This is a genomic window from Clostridium sp. AF21-20LB (assembly GCF_003478795.1).
GTDB classification, from domain to species: domain Bacteria; phylum Bacillota; class Clostridia; order Lachnospirales; family Lachnospiraceae; genus Otoolea; species Otoolea fessa.
The window spans coordinates 16,094-39,541 of the sequence record NZ_QUGD01000020.1 but is presented as its reverse complement, the minus strand read 5'-3'; the positions used below and the strand labels follow the sequence as shown (position 1 = coordinate 39,541).

The 23,448-nt window shown below is 50.4% G+C and carries 16 protein-coding genes and 2 pseudogenes; 15 read left to right on the top strand and 3 right to left on the bottom strand.

All coding sequences use genetic code 11. The annotated features are described in order from the left end of the window. The first annotated feature begins 8 nt into the window (after positions 1–8). Entirely contained in the window at positions 9–1,436 is a 1,428-nt protein-coding gene (locus tag DWX76_RS10410) for an alanine/glycine:cation symporter family protein (protein WP_118523582.1), read from the top strand. Positions 1,437–1,572: 136 nt separating this feature from the next. Here DWX76_RS10410 and DWX76_RS10405 read toward each other — a convergent pair whose 3' ends face one another. Together DWX76_RS10405 and pyrB are read right to left on the bottom strand one after the other, a co-directional pair. Further along, the gene (locus DWX76_RS10405; protein ID WP_022359701.1) at positions 1,573–1,998 is read right to left on the bottom strand and encodes an aspartate carbamoyltransferase regulatory subunit; all 426 of its coding nucleotides are present in this window, start codon (positions 1,996–1,998) and stop codon (positions 1,573–1,575) included. After that, positions 1,992–2,914 (bottom strand): annotated as a pseudogene (gene pyrB / locus DWX76_RS10400) (aspartate carbamoyltransferase). Before pyrB ends, DWX76_RS10405 begins: the two are co-directional and overlap by 7 nt. A gap of 419 nt (positions 2,915–3,333) precedes the next feature. Between pyrB and DWX76_RS10395 the strand changes: the two are divergent. The 10 genes from DWX76_RS10395 to DWX76_RS10350 all read left to right on the top strand — a co-directional run bounded on the left by DWX76_RS10395 (position 3,334) and on the right by DWX76_RS10350 (position 15,936). After that, a complete protein-coding gene (locus DWX76_RS10395; RefSeq protein WP_118570620.1) occupies positions 3,334–4,101 on the top strand; it encodes an ABC transporter ATP-binding protein in 768 nt (255 codons plus the stop codon). Between the two features lie 155 nt (positions 4,102–4,256). Further along, a complete protein-coding gene (locus DWX76_RS10390; protein WP_243022537.1) occupies positions 4,257–6,248 on the top strand; it encodes a CARDB domain-containing protein in 1,992 nt (663 codons plus the stop codon). Between the two features lie 15 nt (positions 6,249–6,263). After that, a complete protein-coding gene (locus DWX76_RS10385) occupies positions 6,264–7,625 on the top strand; it encodes an ABC transporter permease (protein WP_118570619.1) in 1,362 nt (453 codons plus the stop codon). A gap of 129 nt (positions 7,626–7,754) precedes the next feature. Further along, positions 7,755–8,264: an SEC-C metal-binding domain-containing protein gene (locus tag DWX76_RS10380; protein ID WP_022359524.1), complete on the top strand. Its 510-nt coding sequence runs from the start codon at positions 7,755–7,757 to the stop codon at positions 8,262–8,264. Between the two features lie 143 nt (positions 8,265–8,407). Further along, positions 8,408–9,580: a hypothetical protein gene (locus DWX76_RS10375; protein ID WP_118570618.1), complete on the top strand. Its 1,173-nt coding sequence runs from the start codon at positions 8,408–8,410 to the stop codon at positions 9,578–9,580. Beyond that, positions 9,577–11,484, top strand: a complete 1,908-nt coding sequence (locus DWX76_RS10370; RefSeq protein WP_118570617.1) for a hypothetical protein — start codon at positions 9,577–9,579, stop codon at positions 11,482–11,484. The genes DWX76_RS10375 and DWX76_RS10370 overlap by 4 nt, the downstream gene beginning before the upstream one ends. 31 nt (positions 11,485–11,515) lie before the next feature. Then, positions 11,516–13,201, top strand: a complete 1,686-nt coding sequence (locus tag DWX76_RS10365) for a GspE/PulE family protein (protein ID WP_118570616.1) — start codon at positions 11,516–11,518, stop codon at positions 13,199–13,201. 32 nt (positions 13,202–13,233) lie between these two features. Further along, entirely contained in the window at positions 13,234–14,295 is a 1,062-nt protein-coding gene (locus DWX76_RS10360; RefSeq protein ID WP_118467476.1) for a type IV pilus twitching motility protein PilT, read from the top strand. Between the two features lie 148 nt (positions 14,296–14,443). Then, positions 14,444–15,541 (top strand): stage V sporulation protein AD, encoded by a 1,098-nt coding sequence (locus tag DWX76_RS10355; protein WP_118570615.1) that lies wholly within the window; start codon positions 14,444–14,446, stop codon positions 15,539–15,541. Positions 15,542–15,579: 38 nt separating this feature from the next. Continuing rightward, complete coding sequence (locus DWX76_RS10350) at positions 15,580–15,936, top strand: SpoVA/SpoVAEb family sporulation membrane protein (RefSeq protein ID WP_022359528.1); 357 nt, start codon at positions 15,580–15,582, stop codon at positions 15,934–15,936. A 131-nt stretch (positions 15,937–16,067) separates the two neighbouring features. Here the strand turns inward: DWX76_RS10350 and DWX76_RS10345 are convergent, their stop codons facing one another. Further along, positions 16,068–18,779 carry a transglycosylase domain-containing protein gene (locus tag DWX76_RS10345; protein ID WP_118570614.1) on the bottom strand — a complete coding sequence of 904 codons (2,712 nt, stop codon included), beginning with the start codon at positions 18,777–18,779 and terminating at the stop codon, positions 16,068–16,070. Between the two features lie 287 nt (positions 18,780–19,066). Here DWX76_RS10345 and DWX76_RS10340 point away from each other — a divergent pair, with 287 nt between their 5' ends. The 4 genes and pseudogenes from DWX76_RS10340 to DWX76_RS10325 all read left to right on the top strand — a co-directional run bounded on the left by DWX76_RS10340 (position 19,067) and on the right by DWX76_RS10325 (position 23,403). Beyond that, positions 19,067–19,717 (top strand): YigZ family protein, encoded by a 651-nt coding sequence (locus DWX76_RS10340; RefSeq protein ID WP_107001536.1) that lies wholly within the window; start codon positions 19,067–19,069, stop codon positions 19,715–19,717. A gap of 166 nt (positions 19,718–19,883) precedes the next feature. Continuing rightward, positions 19,884–21,722, top strand: a complete 1,839-nt coding sequence (gene typA, locus DWX76_RS10335; protein ID WP_117795171.1) for a translational GTPase TypA — start codon at positions 19,884–19,886, stop codon at positions 21,720–21,722. A 285-nt stretch (positions 21,723–22,007) separates the two neighbouring features. Continuing rightward, positions 22,008–22,636, top strand: a pseudogene (locus tag DWX76_RS10330) (single-stranded DNA-binding protein). A gap of 245 nt (positions 22,637–22,881) precedes the next feature. Then, complete coding sequence (locus DWX76_RS10325) at positions 22,882–23,403, top strand: cob(I)yrinic acid a,c-diamide adenosyltransferase (protein WP_117795172.1); 522 nt, start codon at positions 22,882–22,884, stop codon at positions 23,401–23,403. The last annotated feature ends 45 nt before the right edge of the window (positions 23,404–23,448 follow it).

The following is a 23,448-nucleotide window of genomic DNA, read 5'->3' as shown; positions in this document are numbered from 1 at the left end:
GAAATTTTATGTTAGAAGGATTTGCATCACTCGTTGGTGTGATCAGCAATGTTATGTACAGCTATCTGCTGATTATCATGCTGCTGGCGGTCGGACTGTATTTCACACTCCGAAGCCGTTTCGTACAGCTCCGTCTGCTTCCGGAATCAATCCGGGTAGTCGGAGAAAAGACAGACAGCAACTCCGTATCCGCATTTCAGGCGCTGATGGTATCGACGGCGAGCCGCGTCGGCACAGGCAATATCGTAGGTGTAGCCAATGCGATCGCGATCGGCGGTTACGGCGCGGTGTTCTGGATGTGGCTGATCGCGATTGTGGGCGGCGCATCGGCTTTTGTTGAGAGCACGCTGGCACAGATTTATAAGAAGCGCGACGCATCCGGCGGAAGCTACGGAGGTCCGTCTTATTATATCGAGGCGGCGCTGAAGAGCCGTGCGCTGGGCGTTGTCTTCGCGATTGCCCTGATTGCTACTTATGCTGGCGGTTTTAATATGCTGGCGTCCTTTAACCTGATTGACAGCATGTCGAATTACGGCTTTTACCATCAATTTATGATGGGGGACAGGAGCCTGGTTCCGATGATCGGCGGCGCCATTCTGGCGATTCTGGTCGGCATCTGTATCATAGGCGGCGGAAAACAGATTGTCCGCATTACCGGTGTGCTGGTTCCGTTTATGGGCGTTTTCTACATCTTGATGGCAGTTGCGGTCATGTTCTTAAACATCGGAAGACTACCGGAAGTGTTTGTCAATATCTTCTCCAATGCCTTTGATTTCAAGGCGATCTTCGGCGGATTCGCAGGTTCTGCCATGATGCAGGGAATCAAGAGAGGTCTGTATTCCAACGAGGCGGGTGTTGGTTCTGCACCGAACGCGGCGGCAGCAGCCAATGTCAGCCATCCGGTTAAGCAGGGACTGGTACAGATGCTTTCCGTTTTCATCGATACGATCCTCATCTGTACGGCAACTGCGATGATGTGTCTCTGCACCGGCATCGTTCCGTCGGAAGAGCTGAAAGGTGCTCCGTTCGTACAGGAATCGCTGGGAACAGTATTTGGTGTGATTGGACCGTACTTCATCACATTTGCACTTCTTCTGTTTGCATTCACGACGCTGCTCGGCAACCTGTTCTACTGTGAGGGATGTCTCAACTACATCGCAGGCCGCACGCTGAAAAATAAAGAAATGAATGTGTTCCGCCTGTTTGCGGTGGTAGTTGTTTTCATTGGCGCACAGCTCCAGTTCGGTCTGGTATGGGATCTCGCGGATGTCCTCATGGGTATCATGGCGATCATCAACCTGCCGGTTATCGTGATTCTGGGAAATACAGCGCTCAAATGTCTGGATGATTACCTGGTGCAGAAAAAGGAAGGCAAGAATCCGTGCTTCAAGGCTGAGAGTATCGGGCTGGAAGGTAAGACAGAGTTCTGGAATTAAGATGTTCAAGGGTAGGCACTTTTGGAATCTATAATCTGGAAAATAATAAAAAGCCATGAAATCGCTTATGATCTGTAAATCTACAGAAAAGTCGTTCATGGCTTTTTTGATATTCATTTGATATATTCAGGAGAATTTACAGCGAATACTTCTCATCACAGTACTGGCAGCGGTATACCTCTTTTTCCTCATCCGCGAGATAGAAGATATGCGGAAGCTCCTGCTCGATCGAGGTAATGCAGCGCGGGTTCTTGCAGTGGATGACATTTGTGATTTTTTTCGGCATCTTGACATCTTTTTTCTCTACGATTTTTCCATCCTTGATGATGTTGATCGTGATACGGTGATCGATGTAGCCGAGCACATCAACATTTACCAGATCAAGGCTGCCGTCGATCTTGATGATGTCCTTGCGTCCCATCTTGCTGCTGCGCGCATTTTTGATGATAGCCACCTGGCAGTCCAGCTTGTCCAGCCCCAGTTTAAAGTAAATATCCATACTGCGTCCTGCCTGAATGTGGTCCAGAACAAAACCTTCTTTTAATCCGCTGATATTTAACATGGTTTTTCCACCTCCAGTAAAGTCATGATCAGAGCCATACGGACGTATACGCCGTACTGGACCTGTTTGAAGTAAGCGGCACGCGGGTCGTTGTCCACCTCAACGGAAATCTCATTGACACGCGGAAGCGGATGGAGCACAAACATATCATCACGGGCAAGCTCCATTTTCTTTTTGTCGAGAATGTAGCAGTCCTTCATACGGATGTAATCTTCCTCGTTGAAGAAACGTTCTCTCTGGACACGTGTCATGTAGAGAATATCAAGCTCCGGCATCGCCTCATCCAGGTTTTCAACCTCTTTGTACTCGATTCCCTTTGCATTCAGTGTATCCTCAATGATATAATCCGGGACGCGCAGTTCCGGCGGGGAAATGAGGACGAAACGGATGCCTGTGTAGCGGGACAGCGCATTGATTAAGGAGTGAACCGTGCGTCCGAATTTCAAATCGCCGCACAGACCGACTGTTAAATTGTTCAGGCGTCCTTTTAAAGAACGGATCGTCATCAGATCGGTCAAGGTCTGCGTCGGATGCTGGTGACCGCCGTCGCCGGCATTGATAACCGGGATGGAAGAGTGCAGGGAAGCAACCATCGGCGCACCTTCCTTCGGGTGGCGCATCGCGCAGATATCTGCGAAGCAGGAGATAACGCGGATGGTATCTGCCACACTCTCGCCCTTGGAAGCAGAGCTTGAATCGGCAGAAGCAAAGCCAAGAACCCGTCCCCCTAAGTTCAGCATAGCAGCCTCAAAACTTAAGCGTGTACGGGTGCTTGGCTCATAAACAGAGTCGCGATTTTCTTTCCGTCGCAGACGTGTGCATATTTGGCTGGATTGGCTTCGATATCGGAAGCGAGATCCAGAAGCTGGTCGATCTCCTCAACGGAAAAATCCAGTGGATTCAGCAAATGTCTCATTTGATTCTCCTTCTCTATTCGTATTAGCATATTTTTCCCAACTATTATAAAACATTTCCAGATGGATTGCTATAGCTTTTAATGATCTGTGATATAAAAAATATGAATAGGGGGGATAGAAAATATGGACAATGTGATGACGGCTGGAAGATTACCTGCGATGAAATAGGAAATAAAAATGACTTTCCAGGGCAAAATGGATTAGCGTAAGGAACGGTCAGACAGGGAGAAAAATCTGGTAAGAAAAGCGTAAGGAACATTAAGAAAAATAAGGTAGGAGAATTGAAACAAATCCGGTATAATGTAGAAAGAAGAACTGGAATTGCAATGGTTGAAACTTGTATAAATCCAGGTTGTCAGGAATGGATTTCGATGGAATATTCAGGAGCATGAAATAAGTTAGAAAATGGAGAAGGCTGATGGAAGAGCGGAAAGTGCCGGGGAAGAATGAATTCCGGAAACGGGAACCTGTCATACAGGTGAAAAATCTATATAAAGTCTACCGCGTCGGCGAGACGAAGGTATACGCGCTGAACGGCGTTGATTTTACGATGTACCGTGGCGAATTCTGTGCGATTGTAGGTACCTCCGGTTCGGGTAAATCTACCTTATTGAATATGCTGGCGGGGCTGGAGAAGCCGACGAAGGGCGAGATTGTCATAGCCGGACAGCACATAGAAAAATTAAACGAGAACCAGCTGGTGGCATTCCGCCGGGAGCGGGTCGGATTTATCTTCCAGTCATATAACCTGCTCGGTACGATGAATGCGGTTGAAAATGTAGCGCTTCCGCTGTCCTTCCGCGGTGTGCCGCGCGGCAGGCGCCGGGAGATGGCGGAAAAATATCTGAAAATGGTCGGACTGGAAAAAGTCGGCGATCATATGCCGAACCAGATGTCCGGAGGGCAGCAGCAGCGTGTCGGCATTGCACGGGCGCTGGTGGTACATCCAGAGATCATTTTTGCAGACGAGCCGACGGGAAATCTGGATTCGCACACGACGATGGATGTGCTGAAACTGATGCAGCGGATCGTCCGGGAACAGAACCAGACCCTGGTTATGGTCACGCATGATAACCATCTGGCGGCGTATGCGGACCGGATCTTCCATATTATCGATGGTAAGATTGTGAAGATAGAGGAGAATCGGCAAATGGGCAAGGAAGATGGGAAAATAGAGGAAATTTAAGAGAGCGAAAGACGGAGCAGATATGGAATAGACAGATAAAAATAGAGTGTTGGCTGTGTCTGAAATTTAGAAGGCTAAAACACAGGAATGCTGACGATAGAATGAGAAATTGATAAAAGCAGCATTTAATGTGAGCGGATATGGAGGTATGAAAAATGAGAGGTATGAGAAAGTGGAAGAGATGGGCGGTGTTTTTGCTGCTTTTTGCGGTGCTGGCGGTGGGAGGAAGCCGGACGGCGCAGGCGGAAATGCTGGATATGACAAAATATAACGATGATTTAATTACCGTCAGCAAAGTGCCGCACGGAAAGGCCGGAAATAAAATTTCGATTAAGATGACGGTTCATAATATACATGAGAAAAGGGATCAGGAATTAAAGGAAATTTGGCTGGCAAATGCGGAAGAATTTGATGATTTAATGACAGAAAATTTTGGAGAATCCGATGATGCGGATGAGAGTGATGATAGCGATGCTATCAGATGGTATTCAAAATCATTTCCGTTTGAAACGGATTCAAATTCATTTAAGCCAAAAGCTATAAATGTAAAAGCAGGTACTTCAAAAACTGTTAGTTTAAGTTATAAACTACGCAGAGATTTACCGGCCGGCTATTATCAGGCGTTCTTTTTTATTGGACAAAAGGGAAAGGATAAGACCGCGGTTGGTGTCAACATCTGGGTATCCGCCTACGATGGTTCCTCCACCGAGGAAGACGACAACACGAAGCTGGATTACGATTTTTCCATCGGCGATAACCAGCAGACACCGTATGCGGGGTACAATCAGGTCATGGATTTTGGCGTGAACCTGACCAATACGGGACTTAAAAAGGTTTACGATGTCCGCGTGGATATGCAGCTTGACGCAGATATTACGAAATTCCCGTTTGATATCAATGAGGGCAACTATAACCGCAAGATGGGGGATATGGAACCGGGGCAGATGGTGACGGTTCCGTACAGCATGATGGTGCGTGAGGACGTAAAATCGGGCTTTTTCCCGATTCACTATCTGGTTACATACCGCGAAGAAGAGGGCGGCGAGTTTTCGGAGCCGGTGGACAAGGTATTTTATGTGCGCGTCAAGGGAAAAGATGACGATGAGCTGTCGGCGGATGCGGGCGAGCAGGATCGAACCAAGTCGCGTATCATCGTGGACAGCTTCGAGACGATCCCGGCAGAGATCTATGCCGGACAGCCGTTTGAACTGCGTGTGCGGATGAAGAATGCGTCTTCGGATGTGGCAGCTTCCAATATTATGTTTACATTTGCTTCGGAAGAAGTTGAAAATACGCCGATCTTTACATCTGAGAGCGGTTCCACCTCCGTAGTTGTCAATAACATGGCGCCGGGGGCGACGGCGGATCTCTCGATGGTGTTCAAGGCGGCGCCGACGGCGGAGCAGAAATCATACCGCATGACGATTCAGGAGCAGTACGACAGCCCGGAATTTAAAAATGCCAAGGAAGAAGTCAAAATTGCCCTCCCGGTCAAACAGGAGCCGCGGCTGAACACCAGCACGATCGATGTGATGCCGGATGCGATCGAGGTTGGTTCTGAGACGAATGTCATGTTTGGCATCAACAACACCGGAAAAGTAATTCTTTACAATGTTATGGCGCGTTTTGAGGCAGATTCTATCCAACCATCTGACGCTTACGTGGGAAATATCAAGCCGGGCGAAACCGGCAATGTCGATACGATGCTGACCGCGATTGCGCCGACAACCGATGATGGAAAAGTGAAGATTATCATTTCCTATGAGGATGAAAATGGAGTCGTTTCAGAGATTGAAAAAGAAATGCTTCTGAACGTGAGTGAGGCGTTTTCCGATGACGGGATGGACGGCATGGATGGAATGGACAACAGCATGGATGCAGATGCCGATGCGGCGCAAGCGGGCGGCGCTGGGCGGATCGCTCCGATGCTTGTGATCGCTGCGCTGGTGGGCGCAGGTGTCGGTGTAGTTGTCTGGAAGAGGAAAAAGAAGAAAATAGCAGGAGAAAAGGCGCTTGAAGACGAATTAGAAGAGGAACTGGACAATGAGCTGGGCGAGCCGGAAATGACGACAGCAGATGTATCGGAAGACGAAACAAAGGACGTTGAAAAAGAACAAAACGATCATCTGAAAAGAAAGAAAAAATAGAAAGGACCGGTGAAAATGAGATTCAGTGATCTGCTGACGATGAGCGTCAACAACCTGTTTCGCAGAAAGCTCCGTACCTTTCTGACGGTTCTGGGAGTCGTGATTGGTACGGCATCGATCGTTGTCATGGTTTCCATCGGAATAGGACTGAAAGAATTTACCATCAAACAGTATTCTTCCTATGGAAGCCTGACCGCGATTCAGGTGTATAATTATGACAATGGAAATTCCAGCGATAAGAAAAATCCAGAGGACAGCTTTATGACGGATGAGACGATGAAGACATTTGAGAAGATTCCGCATGTGACAAGTGCTTATCCGGATCTGAACCTGAATGTGATTATGCGTCAGGGTGTCTACGAGGGAAATGTGCAGCTGCATGGGATCCCCTTGGGAGCAATGAAGAATATCAAGCTGGGGGAAGGAAGTCTGCCGACTGCCGAAACGAAGGATATGGAGATGGTGGTCGGAAACATGGTCGCGCAGAATTTCAGCAATGCTAAGACGGGAAAAGGCTATTGGGACACCGGAGAGATGCCGGATATCGATTTTATCAATAAGCCGATGTTCACGATCTTTGACACGGATGCCTACTATCAGTCTAAGGGTAATTCCGGCGGTGATGACGGCAGCCAGAAGGTGGCGGCTCCGAAGAAATATATGCTGAAAACCGCCGGTCTGGTCGCAGGCGGACCGGATGAGTGGAGTGATTATAGCTACGGCGTCTACGTTGATCTGGATAAGCTCAAGACACAGCTAAAACAGGTGTTCAAGAAAAAGCCGATTCCGGGTCAGCCGACCAATAAAAAAGGAAAACCGTACAATTATTTTGTATATGAGGAAGCGACGGTCAATGTGGACGATATGGATCATGTAATAGAGGTACAGAAAGCCATCAGCAACATGGGCTATGAGGCAAACAGCCAGATGGAATGGCTGGAACAGTCCAAACAGCAGTCCAACATGATCCAGGCAGCCCTCGGCGGCATCGGCGCTGTTTCCCTGCTGGTAGCTGCGATCGGCATTGCCAACACGATGATGATGTCCATCTATGAGCGGACGAAGGAGATTGGCGTGCTGAAAGTGCTGGGATGTTCCCTTGCAACCATCCGAAATATGTTTCTGATTGAGGCAGGTTTTATCGGTTTCATGGGAGGACTCATCGGACTGACGCTGAGTTTTATGGTTTCCGTGCTGATCAACCAGTTTCTGGCAGCGACTTTTTTATATGGAATGGATGGAAAACTGTCCGTGATCCCGATCTGGCTGGCAGTTCCATCGGTAGGATTTGCCATCATCATCGGCATGGCAGCCGGATTCTTCCCGGCGATGCGCGCAATGAAGCTGAGTCCGTTGGCGGCGATACGGAATGAGTGATACGTTTGCTTATGCGATAAAATAGGCAGATGCCAGTTTTCCTCCTTGCAAATCCCCCCAACTTGTTATATACTTAAATATACTATGTTATTATAGTAATGAAAGAACGAAAAAAGGAAGGAATTACCGATGACACTGTTAGAAAATTGGCGCAATCTGGCATATGGTGACGGGCTGGATGATAAAAAGAAAGAGGAACTCTGGTCTGGATATTTTACGATTGAGAAAGGCATTTACGAGCAGATTCTTGCAAACCCGACTGAGGTTGTAGAAGGTACCGTTAAGGAACTGGCTGAGAAGTATGATACCGAAGTTATGATCATGACCGGTTTCCTGGATGGAATCAATGAGAGCTTAAAGGGCTATGAGAACCCGATCGAGACCATGGATGAGGATACCAAGGTTAAGATTGAGATCGACCCGGAGAAGTTATATTACAACATGGTAGAGGCAAAGGCTACCTGGCTGTATGAGCTTCCGCAGTGGGATGCAATCCTGACTGAGGAGAGAAGAACAGAGCTGTACCGCGAGCAGAAGGCATCTGGCACAGTCCGCAATACACATAAGATTTACCCGAACGATCCGTGTCCATGCGGAAGCGGTAAGAAATATAAGAAGTGCTGCGGAAAGAATAAATAATAGATTTATGAATCAGAGAAGCACATCCGGAACACAGAGAGAACCGGATGTGCTTTTTTTTATGGAAATATAGGACGTGCTCTTGTATAATAGATATAGAGAAAAGACAGCAGACGAATGATGGCAGGAGGCATGATAAAAGAATGGCAGGTACAAAGCAGTGGAGGGCGGCAGATGGGAGACTGCAGCCGGGATTTCAGACAGCAGGTTTTACATTGAAACAGGTGGGAAAACTGCAGGCGCTGGGAGCGCAGACACTGTATTTTGAACATGAGAAAAGCGGGGCGTCCCTGTTTTATATCAGAAATAAAGATACAAACCGGGGATTCTCGATTTCCTATCGGACACCGCATCTGGATGAGACGGACACGAATCATGTGTTTGAGCATTCGGTACTTGCTTCCTCTGATAAATATCCGAGTAAGGATATTTTTTTTGATCTTTGCAGCAAGACATACCACACATTTGTAAATGCATTTACCTATATACCATTTACGGCATATCCGGTGTGCAGCCAGAGCGAGGAACAGCTGCTTAAGATGGCAGATGTGTATTTAAGCTGCATGAAAGCGCCGGGAATCCGGCGGGAACGCCGCTTTTTTGACCGTGAAGCGGTCCGCTATGAGCTGCGCGACCGCGAAAGCCCGATTACGCTGGCAGGAACGGTGTACAGCGAGGATTTCGGCATGCTGAATGATACAGATAATGAGGCACTGCGGAATATCCTGCGGGCGCTGTATCCGGGGGAGACGGCGGCAAATGCGAATGGACAGGCGCACCGTTTTTATAAGGATCTGACGTATGAACATACGATGGAGATGTATGATCGATTTTATCGGTTCGATAATGCTCTGATTTTGTTGTATGGGGATCTGGACTGGAAACGGTTTCTGGCATTCCTGGATAAAGAGTATCTATGTGATGCAAAGAAAAGCTATGGAAAAGAAGACGGATGGAGTTTCCAGTCAGGCAGCGGGCGACAGGAAAAACAGGAAATGCAGAATATAGGGATGAGTGCGTTTTACAGCCCCGAGCCAGATGGTTTGGAAAATGGGGGAGAATCATTCTTCCGTCAGGCAACCGTTCCCAGTCCTGCTTACCGGGGAGACGCATCGGAGAATGCGGCGGTGGTATCGTATGCGATGGATCTGAGCGGCATTTCATGGGAAAAGCTGATCCAGTACAGCATCATTGCGGGAATGATGAATGTGGATGGATCGGTTTTCAGGGAAAAGCTGCGGATGGCGGGCATCCATTGTGATGCGAGTGCATCGGTGATGATGGAGCAGAAAAGCCATTTTTTGTTTTCGAAATGACAGACAGCAGTCCGAAGGATGCAGAACGGTTCCGGCAGGTGTCGGATGAGACATTATGCGAGATGCAGGAGCGCGGGATCGACCCGTCAGTGGTGGAGACGGCGCTCAAGGCGCGGGCGATACATGATTATACGGCAGGCGAAGATACGGATGTATTTGTGGATTCGATCGTGCCGGAAGTCAGCCTGAAATGGGCATTGACGGGCGATGCGGATGTGTATGCGGATGAGGCGGCAGCCTATGATTCTCTGGATGCAGGGACGGCACAGGCGGAGATTCGCCGGTTTGCGGCAGAGCTTGGCGCGGCGAAGCGGCGGGTTCTTGTCACGACGATTCCGACGCCGGGGATGGCAGAGGCGATGGAGCAGGAGCGCGACGCGTATCTGGCGCAGATGAAGGCGGAGATGAGCGAGGCAGAGCTGGATACGCTGATTGCGAAGACCTTGGATTTTGATGCGTGGAATGCGTCGGAGTGTTCGAATGCGGATTTTATGATCCGGGTCGATGAGCTTCCGCCGCCGGAAGAGACGCCGGAATATCAGATATATGAGATAAATGGGATTTCGGTCTATGAATCGCCGTCGGATCTGGAAGCGATCAGCTATAACCGTTTATACCTGGATTTGAGCGGCGTGCCGGAAGAGGACCGTTTTTACATTCCTTTATATACAATGTTTGTTTCAGAGCTTGAAAATGCCCGGTATGGCAGAATGGAAAAGGAAAATCAGATTGAGCGCTATCTGCATGATTTTTCCATGAATGAGGGACATCCGGAGGTTCGGGCGGGACGAAACAGCCATCCGACGCTGGCGGTGAGCTGGTACGGGATGGCGGAGGATTATGAAGAGAGCCTGTATGTCCTGTTGGAACTCTTATCACATCCACTGTGGAGAGATAAGAATGCGGTTCTTCAGGCACTGGATGAGACGATTCCGTCCTGTGATGAGTCGCGCAGTGATGCGTATTCGCTGGCGGTGCGTCTGGCGGCATCGGGCTATAGCATCAATACGCGGTATCAGGAATATGTCGGCGGACAGGCGTTTTATGAGTTTTTGAAAAAACTGCGCGGGCGACTGGAACAGGAGGATGCAGCGATCTTCCAGCTGGCAGAGAAGATGGAGGAGGTGCGCGACCGCATCCTGCATGGAACAGCGGTGACGATCCTTCATGTTGCACCGAGGGAAAAACTGGAATGGATGCGGAACTGTGCAGGGCGGATTCTGGGAAATCTGCGGGGAGAACAGATGTCAGACCATGAAAATAAAACGGAAAACAGAGGGGAAAATGCTGGGTATACCTTCCCGGTTCCGGCGCGCAGGGAGGCGGTAATTGTGGAGAGCTCCAGCCAGTATACCGTCTTTTCGGCAGAGCTGAGCGCTGTAGATGGATTTTCCGGGCGGATTCTTCCGTATGTAAATGCGCTGGATGACCGGTATTTTGTGCCGCAGCTCCGTTTTCAAGGTGGCGCCTACAGCGCGTCGTTTGCATTTACGCCGACGATGGACCGGATCGTGGCGAGTACATACCGGGATCCGAAGGTCAGTGAGACGATCGAGGCGATCCGGGCGGCAGCGGGTGTATTGGAAAAACTGCAGCTTTCGGAGGCAGATCGGAATGGCTATATTTTAAGCAGTTACGGCAATGCGACGGCGCCGTGCGGATGCCTGGGACGGCGGATGGCAGCGATGCAGTATGCGTACAATGGCCTGGATATTGTACAGATCCGTCGTTGGACAGAGGAGATCCGTGAGACGACCGCAGAGGATCAGAAAGAGGCGGCGCGGATCATCCGGCGGCTTCTGGAAGAAGCGTGGATTGTGACGACTGGAAATCAGACGGCGATCGAGATGGATCGGGACTGCTTTGACCGGATCCGGGATTTCCGCAGTAAAATGGCTGAATAACTAGATCCATATTTATAGGGAGGTAGAGAGAATGCGTACAAAGCGATTGGGAGACATGCTTTTGGAGCTGGGACTGATCACAGAAGGACAGCTTAAAGAGGCGCTTGATTATCAGGCGAAGGAGAAAGAACGTCTGGGAACAACGTTGATCAAGCATCATTATATCACGGAAGGTCAGCTGATCGATGCGCTTCGCATGCAGCTGGGCATTGACTATATTGATTTGACACGGGTCGATATCAGCCCGGAAATGTCGCGTTTTGTGCCGAAAAATCTGGCAAAGAAGATGACGATCGTACCGGTGCGTATTTCCAAAGACCAGCTCTATCTGGCAATGGCGGATCCGCTGAACTTCATGGCGATTGAGGAAGCACAGCATACTTCCAAAAAGAGAATTGTGCCGATGATCGCCTCTGAACCGGCGGTGAAGCGTGCGATCAATATTTTGTATGGCAACGAGGGCGCGGCAGAAGCGATGGCGCAGATGCAGGCAGAGACGGCAGCGGCGCAAGAGGTGCGTCAGGGGCAGACGGCGGTAAGAGAAGGACAGGAGAATGTGACGCCGATGATCCGCCTGGTCAATTCGATTATTGAGCGCGCCATTTCGGAAGATGCTTCGGATATCCATTTTGAGCCGACGGAGGAGGAGATGGTCGTCAGGATGCGTATCGACGGGCAGCTTCACCGGATCATGACGATCCCGTCGGAACTCAAGGATTCGGTCATTTCGAGACTTAAAATCATGTCCCAGCTTGATATTGTTGAAAAAAGAATTCCGCAGGATGGTCGTGCGGTGATGCCTTTAAGAGGGAAAGATATTGATATGCGTATATCCACCCTTCCGACCCTGTATGGAGAAAAAGTGGTTATCCGTATTCTGAAACGAAATGAGGAGACGCTGAACCGCCGCGGTATCGGTATTCCGGCAGTGGAGGATGCAAAGATTGATACGCTTTTAGGGCTTACTTCCGGAGTTATCATGATTGTAGGACCGACTGGATCAGGTAAATCTTCGACGATGTATACGCTGATCCGCGAACTTCTTTCGGATCGGACCAACCTGATTACACTGGAGGATCCGGTGGAATACCATATCAAGGGCGCGACACAGGTGCAGATCAATGAAAAAGTGGGGCTGACCTTTGCATCGGGTCTGCGCTCCGTTCTGCGTCAGGATCCGGATATCATCTGCGTCGGCGAGATCCGTGACGGTGAGACGGCGGAGATCGCGATGCGTGCGGCAATGACGGGACATCTCGTTATCACCACGATTCATACGGAAGATGCGATCTCGGCGATTGACCGTCTGCGAGATATGGGCGTGGCGCCATACCTGATTGCGGCGGGACTGCGTGGCGTTATTTCCCAGCGTCTGCTGAGAAAAATCTGTCCGAACTGCAAGACCCAGATTCAGCCGCCGAAAAAAGCACTTGAGATGGCAGGAATCCCGGAGATTCCTGGAAAATTATACTGGCAAGGAGCCGGATGCGATCAGTGCTTCCATTCGGGATACCGGGGCAGAATCGGTGTGTTTGAGGTAATGCTGATTCAGGAGGAGCTGCGCCGGTGCATTCTGGAAGGAGCTGACCGGACACGTTTCTTAGAGGCAGCCAGAAGAGCGAGCCAGTATGTTCCGATGCTGGAACACGCGCAGAAGCTGGTAGAAGAGGGTGTTTCGACGGTGGACGAGGTGATCCGGACGCTGCTGGCGCTGTAAATGGTGCAGAAAGAGAAGAGGAGACAGATGGTATGTATGGAATCGAGGAATTAATCGCGCTGGCAGCTGAAAAAAGGGCATCGGATGTGCATCTGATTGCAGGGCTGCCGCCAAAATGCAGAATTGACGGCAGAATCGAGACGCTGACGGATGGCGGGCTGACGCGTGAGGATTGTGAGGAATATGGACGCCAGCTGGCAGGCAATGCGGCAGATCAGATCGAGGCGATCGGACAGCTGGATTTTAGTGCTTCGTTTGCGGGACGGCGTCTCCGTGTGAATCTGTTCCGGCAGCAGGGCGCGCTCTCTGCGGCGATCCGTCTTCTGGGCAGTACGATTCCGAACCTGTCGGAGCTGGGGCTTCCGGAAGCAGTGAATCAGTTTTCAAGCTGGAATAAAGGCATTATTCTGGTAACCGGCGAGACGGGAAGCGGCAAGTCAACGACGCTGGCGGCAATTTTAAATGAGATCAACCAGAATCGTCCGCTCCATATGATTACGCTGGAAGACCCGATCGAGTATGTCTATGAACCGGCGCAGGCGATCATCAACCAGCGCGAGGTGGGCGTGGACGTAGAGAGCTATGATAAGGGGCTTTATGCGGCGCTCCGTGAGGACCCGGATGTCATTCTGATTGGAGAAATGCGTGATCCGGCGACGATCGAGACGGCGCTGATGGCGGCGGAGACGGGACATCTTGTTTTTTCCACCATTCATACCAATTCGGCAATCGACAGCATTGACCGGATTGTGGGTGTTTTTCCAGAGGATAAACAGCCGCAGATCCGGATGCAGCTCTCGATGACGCTGCGGGCGGTGCTGTCACAGCAGCTGGTGCCGAGGGCGGGCGGCCAGGGCAGGGCGGCAGCTTGTGAACTTATGATGCTCACGCCGGCGATCCGGAATCTGATCCGCGATGGAAAAACACCGCAGATGCAGAGCTATCTGCTTTCTAGTGCAAAAGAGGGCTCTATTACGATGGATAATTTTCTGATCCGTATGGCGAAAGAGGGCGTGATCACACCGCAGACGGCAGTCGATGCGTCCCAGGATCCGCAGGAACTGAGAGAGAAACTGGCGGCGGTGCAGTATTAATAATATGGTAAAAACGGGTGAATGAAGCCTGCGAGGAATACAGATTACTAGAAAACATAAAAATGTATGTTTGTGTAAATACTGAGATTGTAGCGAAAGTTTGAACAGTATATTTTTGACAATGTTTTTATGTTTCAGGAGGAATTTTATGCAGGCAGGTAAATCAAGCATCCAGTTTGAGCATCCGCCCATCATCACATCGGCGGCATCGATCGTGGGGCAGACGGAAGGCGAGGGACCGCTGGCAAGTTTTTTTGACCGGGTGGAGCCGGATCCGACGTTTGGGAAAAAGTCGTGGGAGGAGGCGGAGAGTGAATTGCAGCGCCAGACGGTGCAGAAATGTCTGGATAAGGCGGGCAGACAGGCAGCGGATGTGAATTGCCTGTTTGCGGGAGACCTGTTGGGACAGATTGTGGCGACCTCGTTTGGTGTGGAGTCGTTTGATATCCCGTTTTTCGGGCTTTACGGTGCCTGCTCGACGATGGGGGAGGCGATGATTCTGGGGGCGATGGCAGCAGGGGCTGGCTATGCGGATCGGGTTCTGGCGCTGGCGTCGAGCCATTTTGCATCGGCAGAACGGCAGTTCCGGTTTCCGCTGGCGTATGGGAATCAGAGACCGCAGTCCACAACCTGGACGGTGACCGGGTGCGGGTGTGTGATGATCGAGAAGAGTGAAGGGAAAGATGGGCGCAGAGCGAAAGAAAATGCGTCAGAATCACTGAAAAATGCTGGACAGGAAAAATTGCATCCCAAATTTCAACCTTGTATCCCAGCTGCCACCCCCGGAAAGATCGTCGATATGCAGATGCGCGATTCCATGAACATGGGAGCGGCAATGGCGGTGGCGGCGGTAGACACAATCTTGCAGAATTTCCGTGATTTTAATCGGAAACCATCTGACTATGACCGGATCATCACTGGCGATCTGGGAATGGTGGGGAAGGAGATCCTGCTTGATTTTATGCGCGAGGCAGGACAGGATATTTCCAGCATCCATATGGACTGCGGGATCGAAATGTTTGACCCGAAGACGCAGGATACCCATTCGGGCGGGAGCGGCTGCGGTTGCTCGGCGGCGGTGCTGTGCGGCTATATTCTTCCGAAAATACAGGCGGGTGAGTGGAAACGAGTCCTGTTTGTGCCGACCGGGGCGCTGCTGTCCCAGATCAGCTTTAATGAGGGGCGGAATGTGCCGGGGATTGCCCATGGAGTGGTGCTTGAGGGAAAAGAATCGTTCGGTGAATGATAGGTATTTGCAAGAAACTTTAGAGAGGGAGCAGAAAAATGGACTATATCAAAGCATTTGTGACCGGCGGACTTCTCTGTGCCGCCGTGCAGATTCTGATGGATAAAACGAAACTCATGCCGGGGCGGATCATGGTACTTTTGGTGGTATGTGGCTCGATTCTCGGTGCGATCGGCTTGTACGAACCGTATGCCAAATGGGCGGGTTCCGGGGCAACAGTGCCGCTGCTGGGGTTTGGGAATACGCTTTGGAAGGGCGTGCGGGATGGAATTGACAAGGATGGGGTTCTGGGGCTGTTCACCGGCGGATTCACGGCGGGTGCGGCGGGGATTTCCGGGGCGTTGATCTTCGGCTATCTGTCATCGCTGATTTGCAAACCCAAGATGAAGGATTAGAGAGAAGACGAAAGAAAAGTAAAAGAAAGCAAAGCAAAAGAAAATCAGTTGAGGAAATAAAAAGCTGCTGTAAAAGAGGCATATGAATGTCACTTTTTACAGCAGCTTTTTGCAGATATATTATTTTGCTGTTAATGCTCCGGATTCGCCGGGACAATCGGAATATTATTTCCATTCCGTCCACTTCCCGCCATCGGGCGTGGAACCGCAGAGTGGATCGGAGCCGATAGATTATCTGAATCGGGGCTGTAGCCCGGAGCTGAGAAATCGGCGCTCTCAGAAGGATGGATGATCGTGGACGAACCATTGTGAATCTTGCACTCGCCCGGCATGGAGAAGCGGGAATCGTCCGTTTCTCCGCCGTCTTCCGGAACGACCATAACTGTCTTGGAAATCTGCTGGTTCGTCGGGCAGAAGGCAGTCGAGATGCCGCCGGAGGCGGAGCAGATCGTCACGCGGGTGTGGTGATCGCAGGTCTCGGTCGGAACCGTGCCCTTCGCGAAATATTCAGTGTAGACGGCCGTTCCGCGCGGGTCACTGCTGCAAACGCCGGAAACCGGAAGCTTGCCGGATTTGCGGCATACTTCAGCAGTTTCAATGCTGTCCGGAACCGTAAATCCGGGGTCGCTTAAGCTCTCATGGACACGTGTCATGATATTTCGCCAGATGCGCTTGTGGTAACTGGTACCGCCGTTTGAAACAGTGCCGCCTTTTAATGGCTGGTTATTGTCGCACCCGCCCCAGATACCGGCAGTGTAGTACGGCGTAAAGCCTACAAACCAGACGTCGACGTTGCTGGTGGTCGTACCGCTCTTTCCGGCGCAGCTCATATTGGGAATCGCCGCTGTCGTACCGGTCGATTTAACCCCGGAACCGGAACGCGTATACATTGTATTGCTCTGCATAACATCCTGCATCGCGCTGGTTAAAAGATAGGCGGTAGAGTCTTTGAGCGCCTGCCGCGTCTCCGGTTCATTGTCGATCAGTATCTTTCCGTTGCGATCCAGAATCTTAGTAAAGAAGATAGGCTTCGTGTAGGTGCCGCCGTTGGCGATCGCCGCAAATGCATTTGTCAGTTCCAGGTTGCTGACGCCCTTTGTCAGACCGCCGAGTGCTGTCGAGAGAGTCTGATCCTGGCTTACGAGGGAAGTGATTCCCAGCCGTTCGGCATATTCGACACCGAGCTGCGGCGTTACCGTGTCCGCCATGCAGCGCAGGGCGACGATGTTCATGGAATAGGTAATGCCGTCGCGGATCGTGTGATAGCCCTTGTAATCGCTGCCCCACCAGTTTCGGAACTCTTTTTCACCGGAAGAGTATGGTCCGTCATAGTAAACAGTTGATAGGGTCGCGCCGCAGGCATCCAATGCCGGGGCAAAGGAGGAAATGACCTTGAAGGTCGATCCTGGCTGCCGCAGGGAGTCGGTCGCACGGTTTAAGGTGCGGTTTGCCGTCTTCTGTCCGCGTCCGCCGTTGATTGCCTTGACATAGCCGGTGGACTGTTCGATCAGGACGAACGAGGTCTGCGGCTCTAAAATCATGGTAACTGATTCACCGAGAACGGTGCTTCCGTCCTGCGTGAGGGCGGTGCGGTACTCATCGATCGCCGTCTGCGCCTCTTCCTCGGAATTAAACAGCCCGTCAAAACCGCTTTGTCCCTTGACCTGCTGGAGCCATGTTTTCAGAGTTTCCTGTGAATAATGCTGCGTTTCCCCGTCTGGATGGGTCAGGGAAAGGCGGTATTCAACCGAATAGCGAGCCGCGTCGTAGTTGGCAGGATTGTTGACTTCCTCATCGACGATCGCCTGAATCTGCGGATCCTGCGGGGTGTAAATCTGCAGTCCGCCGCTGAATAGAAGATTGGACGCCTGCGTGTCAGTATAGCCGAGCTGCTCTTTGAGCGCTTCGGTGACCTGGCTGATCAGCTCGTCCGTGTAATAGGAGTACGGTGTCTCATTTTCCTTGAGCGCCGTGTCGACATTCTGGATACGGGCGTAGACGTCGTCCGCCAGTGCTTCCTCCTGTTCTTCTTTTGTGATATAGCCCTGCTCATACATTGCCTGCAAAATGACCTTGCGCCGGGCGGCATTTGCCTCCGCGCCGCTGATCGGATTCAGCTTTGACGGATTCTGTGTGATACCGGCGATGACCGCGCACTCAGAAAGAGTCAGATCGGAGACGTTCTTATTAAAATAGCGCAGCGCCGCTGCTTTGACGCCCAGCGTATTGCTGCCGAGGTTGATCGTATTTAAATAGTTCGTTAAAATGACCTTCCGATCGACGTTTTTTGTCAGCTGCAGCGCCAGATATTGTTCCTGGATTTTTCGTTCGATTTTGGAACCTTTGCTGGTCTCCATACCACCGTTGAAGACGGTATTTTTGATGAGCTGCTGGGTCAGGGTGCTGGCGCCGCCTTTATAATTATTTGTCAGGACACCGACCACGGCGCGTGAAATGGAGCGCAGATCGATACCGCTGTGCTGCCAGAAACGCGAGTCCTCAATGGAGACGAACGCGTCAATTAGATCCTGAGGAAAATCCTCGTAGGATGCTTCAATTCGGTTCGAGTTGGAACCGACCAGCGTGTCGGTCACTTCCCCGGCGCTATTATATATAGTAGAAAAATATCCGCTTGGGGTGAAGCTGTCCGGGTTGAAGTCTGGCGAACTGTCCAGAATGCCTTTAAACATGCCGATAAAGGTGCTGGCACCCGTCACGCAGAGAAACAGAACAAGAACAAAGGCAGTCTTGAAGAAGGTCAGAAACAGCCGGTTGGCGTATTTCTTCTTCCGGGAATTGGCTGCCCGGATCCGTTTCTTGGTTGCTTTTACACCGTAATTCATGAGAACCTCCTTTGGGTTCGTAGTGGTTCATTCTATTAATAAATACAGTATTTCCAATTATATCAAAATTCATAGGATAAATAAATACTATTGTCATGAAGTTTTTTTTACGGTATCATAAAAGATAAGGTTTGTTAGTGAGCACGTATGCGTGAACAGTAACTGAGGTTTACAAGCAGTTAAAGAAGTGAAAAAACGTCCGTTTTAAGGATGCGTAGTGTATAGATGGAGGGTAACTGTTCAGCAGGTCTGCGCATTTACTGAACAGTTACGATGGAGGAATAATCATGAAAGAGCGCTATAAAATCGTCTATCAGGGCGGAGAGGGCGAGATTGTGGAGAAGAAGTCCCGCTTTATCGCGGAGATCCGCCCGGTGGAATCGGAAGAAGAGGCGACGGCATTTATTGCGGAAGTCAAGAAGAAATATTGGGATGCGAGACATCATTGTTCGGCATTTACAATCGGAGAAAATAACGAGGTGGCGCGCTGCAGCGACGACGGCGAACCGGCGCAGACGGCGGGACGCCCGATGCTGGATGTGCTGTTGGGACGCGAGCTTCACAACGTCTGTGCGGTTGTGACCCGGTACTTTGGCGGGACACTTTTAGGAACCGGCGGACTGGTGCGGGCATACGGCGGCGCGGTCCAGGAAGGTCTTAAAAACTGTGTGGTTCTGGAAAAATGCCTGGCTCGCAAATGGAAGGTCGGGACAGACTACAGCGGGCTTGGAAAGGTGCAGTACATTTTGGCAGAAGCAGAGCTGCCGATTCTGGACAGCGAGTACGGCGAGGGCGTGGATCTGACGATCCTGGTGCCGTTTGACCAGGCGGGAGCAGCGGAGAAGAAGCTCATAGAGGGCACAAATGGAAGATGCCGGATCGAAAAACTGGATGAAGTTTATTTTGGCATGGATGACGGAAAAATCATTTTATTGTAAAAAAAAGATTGAATAATGGATAAAAAAATGCTAAAATAACAAGCTGTATTATTTTGTGGGCGGATCCTTTGCCAAAGACGAAACGGCAGGATGCTTGTCTGTGACAGAAAATAATTATTAATTAGTACATGTAATGAATCATCATAAGAAAAGAGAGTAAGCAGATATGAAAATGAAACGGGAAGATGTCAGAAACGTTGCAATTATCGCTCACGTTGACCACGGTAAAACGACGCTGGTAGACCAGCTGCTCCGCCAGAGCGGTGTATTCCGTGCCAATCAGGAAGTAGTCGATCGTGTCATGGACTCTAACGATATTGAGCGTGAGAGAGGTATCACGATTCTGTCCAAGAATACGGCTGTTAATTACAACGGCACCAAGATCAACATTATCGATACACCAGGACATGCGGACTTCGGCGGCGAGGTAGAGCGTGTTCTTAAGATGGTAAACGGCGTTATCCTTCTGGTAGACGCATATGAGGGCGCGATGCCGCAGACCAAATTCGTTCTGCGTAAAGCACTGGAACTGGATCTGCCGGTTATCGTATGTATCAATAAGATTGACCGTCCGGAAGCACGTCCGGAGGAGGTTGTGGACGAGGTTCTCGAACTTCTGATGGATCTGGATGCATCCGACGAGCAGCTTGACTGCCCGTTCTTGTATGCATCTGCACGTTCTGGCTATGCGAAGAAGAACCTGGACGATCCGAATGTGGATATGAAGCCGCTGTTCCAGACCATTCTGGATTACATCCCGGCGCCGGAGGGAGATCCGGATGCAGAGACACAGGTTCTGATCAGTACGATTGATTACAACGAGTATGTAGGACGTATCGGCGTTGGTAAGATCGACAACGGTTACCTGAAAGTAAATCAGGACTGCGTCATCGTCAACCATCATGAGCCGGACAAGTTCCGCAAAGTTAAGATCGGTAAGCTCTATGAGTTTGAAGGTCTGAATAAAGTAGAAGTACAGGAAGCAAAGATTGGTTCGATCGTAGCGATTTCCGGTATCGCAGATATCCACATCGGTGATACCCTGTGTTCACCGGAGAAACCGGAGGCAATTCCGTTCCAGAAGATTTCTGAGCCGACCATTTCCATGGATTTCATGGTAAACGACAGCCCGCTGGCAGGTCAGGAAGGTAAATTCATCACTTCCCGCCACATCCGCGAGCGTCTGATGCGGGAGCTGAATACCGATGTCAGCCTGCGTGTAGAGGAGACAGACTCCGCTGACTGCTTCAAGGTATCTGGCCGTGGCGAGCTGCATCTGTCCGTCCTGATTGAGAATATGCGCCGCGAGGGCTTTGAGTTCGCAGTCAGCAAGGCGGAGGTACTCTACAAATATGACGAGAGAAACCGCAAATTAGAGCCGATGGAGATCGCTTACGTCGACGTACCGGATGACTTTACCGGTGCTGTTATCCAGAAGCTGACCAGCCGTAAAGGCGAGCTGCAGGGCATGAGCCCGATCGGCGGCGGATACACAAGACTGGAGTTCTCGATTCCGTCCAGAGGTCTCATCGGCTACCGCGGCGAGTTCATGACCGATACAAAGGGAAATGGTATCTTAAACACCAGCTTTGACGGCTATGCACCGTTCAAGGGCGAATTAAGTTACCGCAAACAGGGATCCCTGATTGCATTTGAGGCAGGCGAGTCCATCACCTACGGTCTGTTCAATGCCCAGGAGCGCGGAACCCTGTTCATCGGACCGGGCGTTAAAGTTTACTCCGGCATGATTGTCGGACAGAGCGCAAAACCGGAAGACATCGAGTTAAACGTCTGCAAAACCAAAAAGCTGACAAACACCCGTTCTTCCAGCGCCGATGAAGCCCTCCGCCTTGTTCCGCCGAAAATCATGAGCCTGGAGCAGTGCCTCGACTACATCGATACCGATGAACTTCTCGAGATCACCCCGACCAGCTTACGAATCCGTAAAAAGATTCTTGATCCGACTCTGAGAAAGAGAGCGATGATCAGCCGTAAAAATAGCTAAATAATCGTAAAGTGGGAGCAGCCGCGCAAGCCAGCTGCTCCTTTTCGTATATTCAAGCAAGAGACATCCAGGAAACGACGCGCCCCGCCGTTTCCGTCCCTCTGCCGATCCCATTCCCTCTGCCGATCCCATTCCCTCTGTCGATTCATGTCCCCCACCCTGTCGAAATTTCCCCCTCACTTCTTCTTCTAAAACGGTCATTCCCCTCATACATATATACAGTAAGAAGCAGGACTCCAAGAACCTGCCGTGAAAAACTGCAAAAAAGAAGAGGAGAGAGATACTATGTCGGAAAAAATGATTGAAAACAACAAGGTTAGCGTGATTGGTGAGGTCGTATCGGAATTTACATTCAGCACGAAGTATTCGGGGAAGGATTTTATATCGCAGACCTGGCAGTCAGCCGTCTGAGCGATCAGGTGGACGTGATTCCACTCATGATTTCAGAACGGCTTCTGGATGTATCGAAAGACTACCGCGGAATGACGATGGAGGCGATCGGCCAGTTCCGTTCCTACAACCGTCATGAGGGCGCGAAAAACCGTCTGGTGTTGTCTGTGTTTGTCCGTGAGATTCATTTCCTGGAAGAATTTACGGATTACACCAAAACCAACCAGATTTTTCTGGAAGGCTATATCTGCAAGGAGCCGATCTACCGGAAAACACCGCTGGGACGCGAGATTGCCGATATGCTGCTGGCGGTCAACCGTCCGTATGGAAAATCCGATTACATACCGTGTATTGCGTGGGGTAGAAATGCCCGCTATGCGTCCGGATTTGGCGTGGGAAGCCACGTGTGCGTGTGGGGGCGCGTGCAGAGCCGTGAATATACGAAGAAACTGAGCGAGACAGAGTGCGAGAAACGTGTGGCATACGAGGTGTCGGTCAGCAAGCTGGAGTGCGTGGAAGAATAGGATAGGTTTAGGATGTTACAGCAAATTTTGAAGCCGGTTATGCAATCGATAGGACATGATAAATGGCTGGTTTTGCCATAGCTTGCCAAAACAGATAAAATATGCTAGAATAAGGCAGTTTACAGAATTCGTAAAACGATTATTGGATGGATAGAAATAAAACACACAGGCCTGTGTGTAAAAAGACATCAGGAAAGACAGTCTGTGCGCCAGCGCAGCGGGAGGCACAGAAAGAGGAGAGGGAAATGAAAAAGGGGAAAGTTCATATCATCTTCGGCACCGGGATGGGAAAAACAGCGATGGCACTGGGACGTGGTGTCAGTGCAGCCATGCACGGCCGGAAGGTAATTATGATACAATTCTTAAAGGGAGTGCTGAGTCATGAGACAGCAGATGGGTTAAAACAGCTGGAGCCGGCATTTAAAGTATTCCGATTTGAAAAACAGAATGAGTATTATGAAAATCTCTCTGAAGAAGGCAAAAAGGAAGAGCTCTGCAATATTCAGAACGGGTATAATTTTGCAAAAAAAGTACTCTGTACCGGCGAATGCGATATGCTGATTCTGGATGAATTTCTTGGGGTGTTAGATCAGAAACTGGTCGGAGACGATGCTCTGGAAACACTGCTGGCAGCGCGCGAGGAGAATGTCGATCTGATTCTGACCGGAAAAGTATGCCCGGCTGGGGCAGAGGAGCATGCAGACGAGGTGACGCGCCTGGAATGCCTGAAGCCGTCAAACGATCATGCCGTTACTGTTCACGGGTAGGCACTTTTGGAACCGAAAGTGCCGTAAGAAAACATGGTGGCAGCA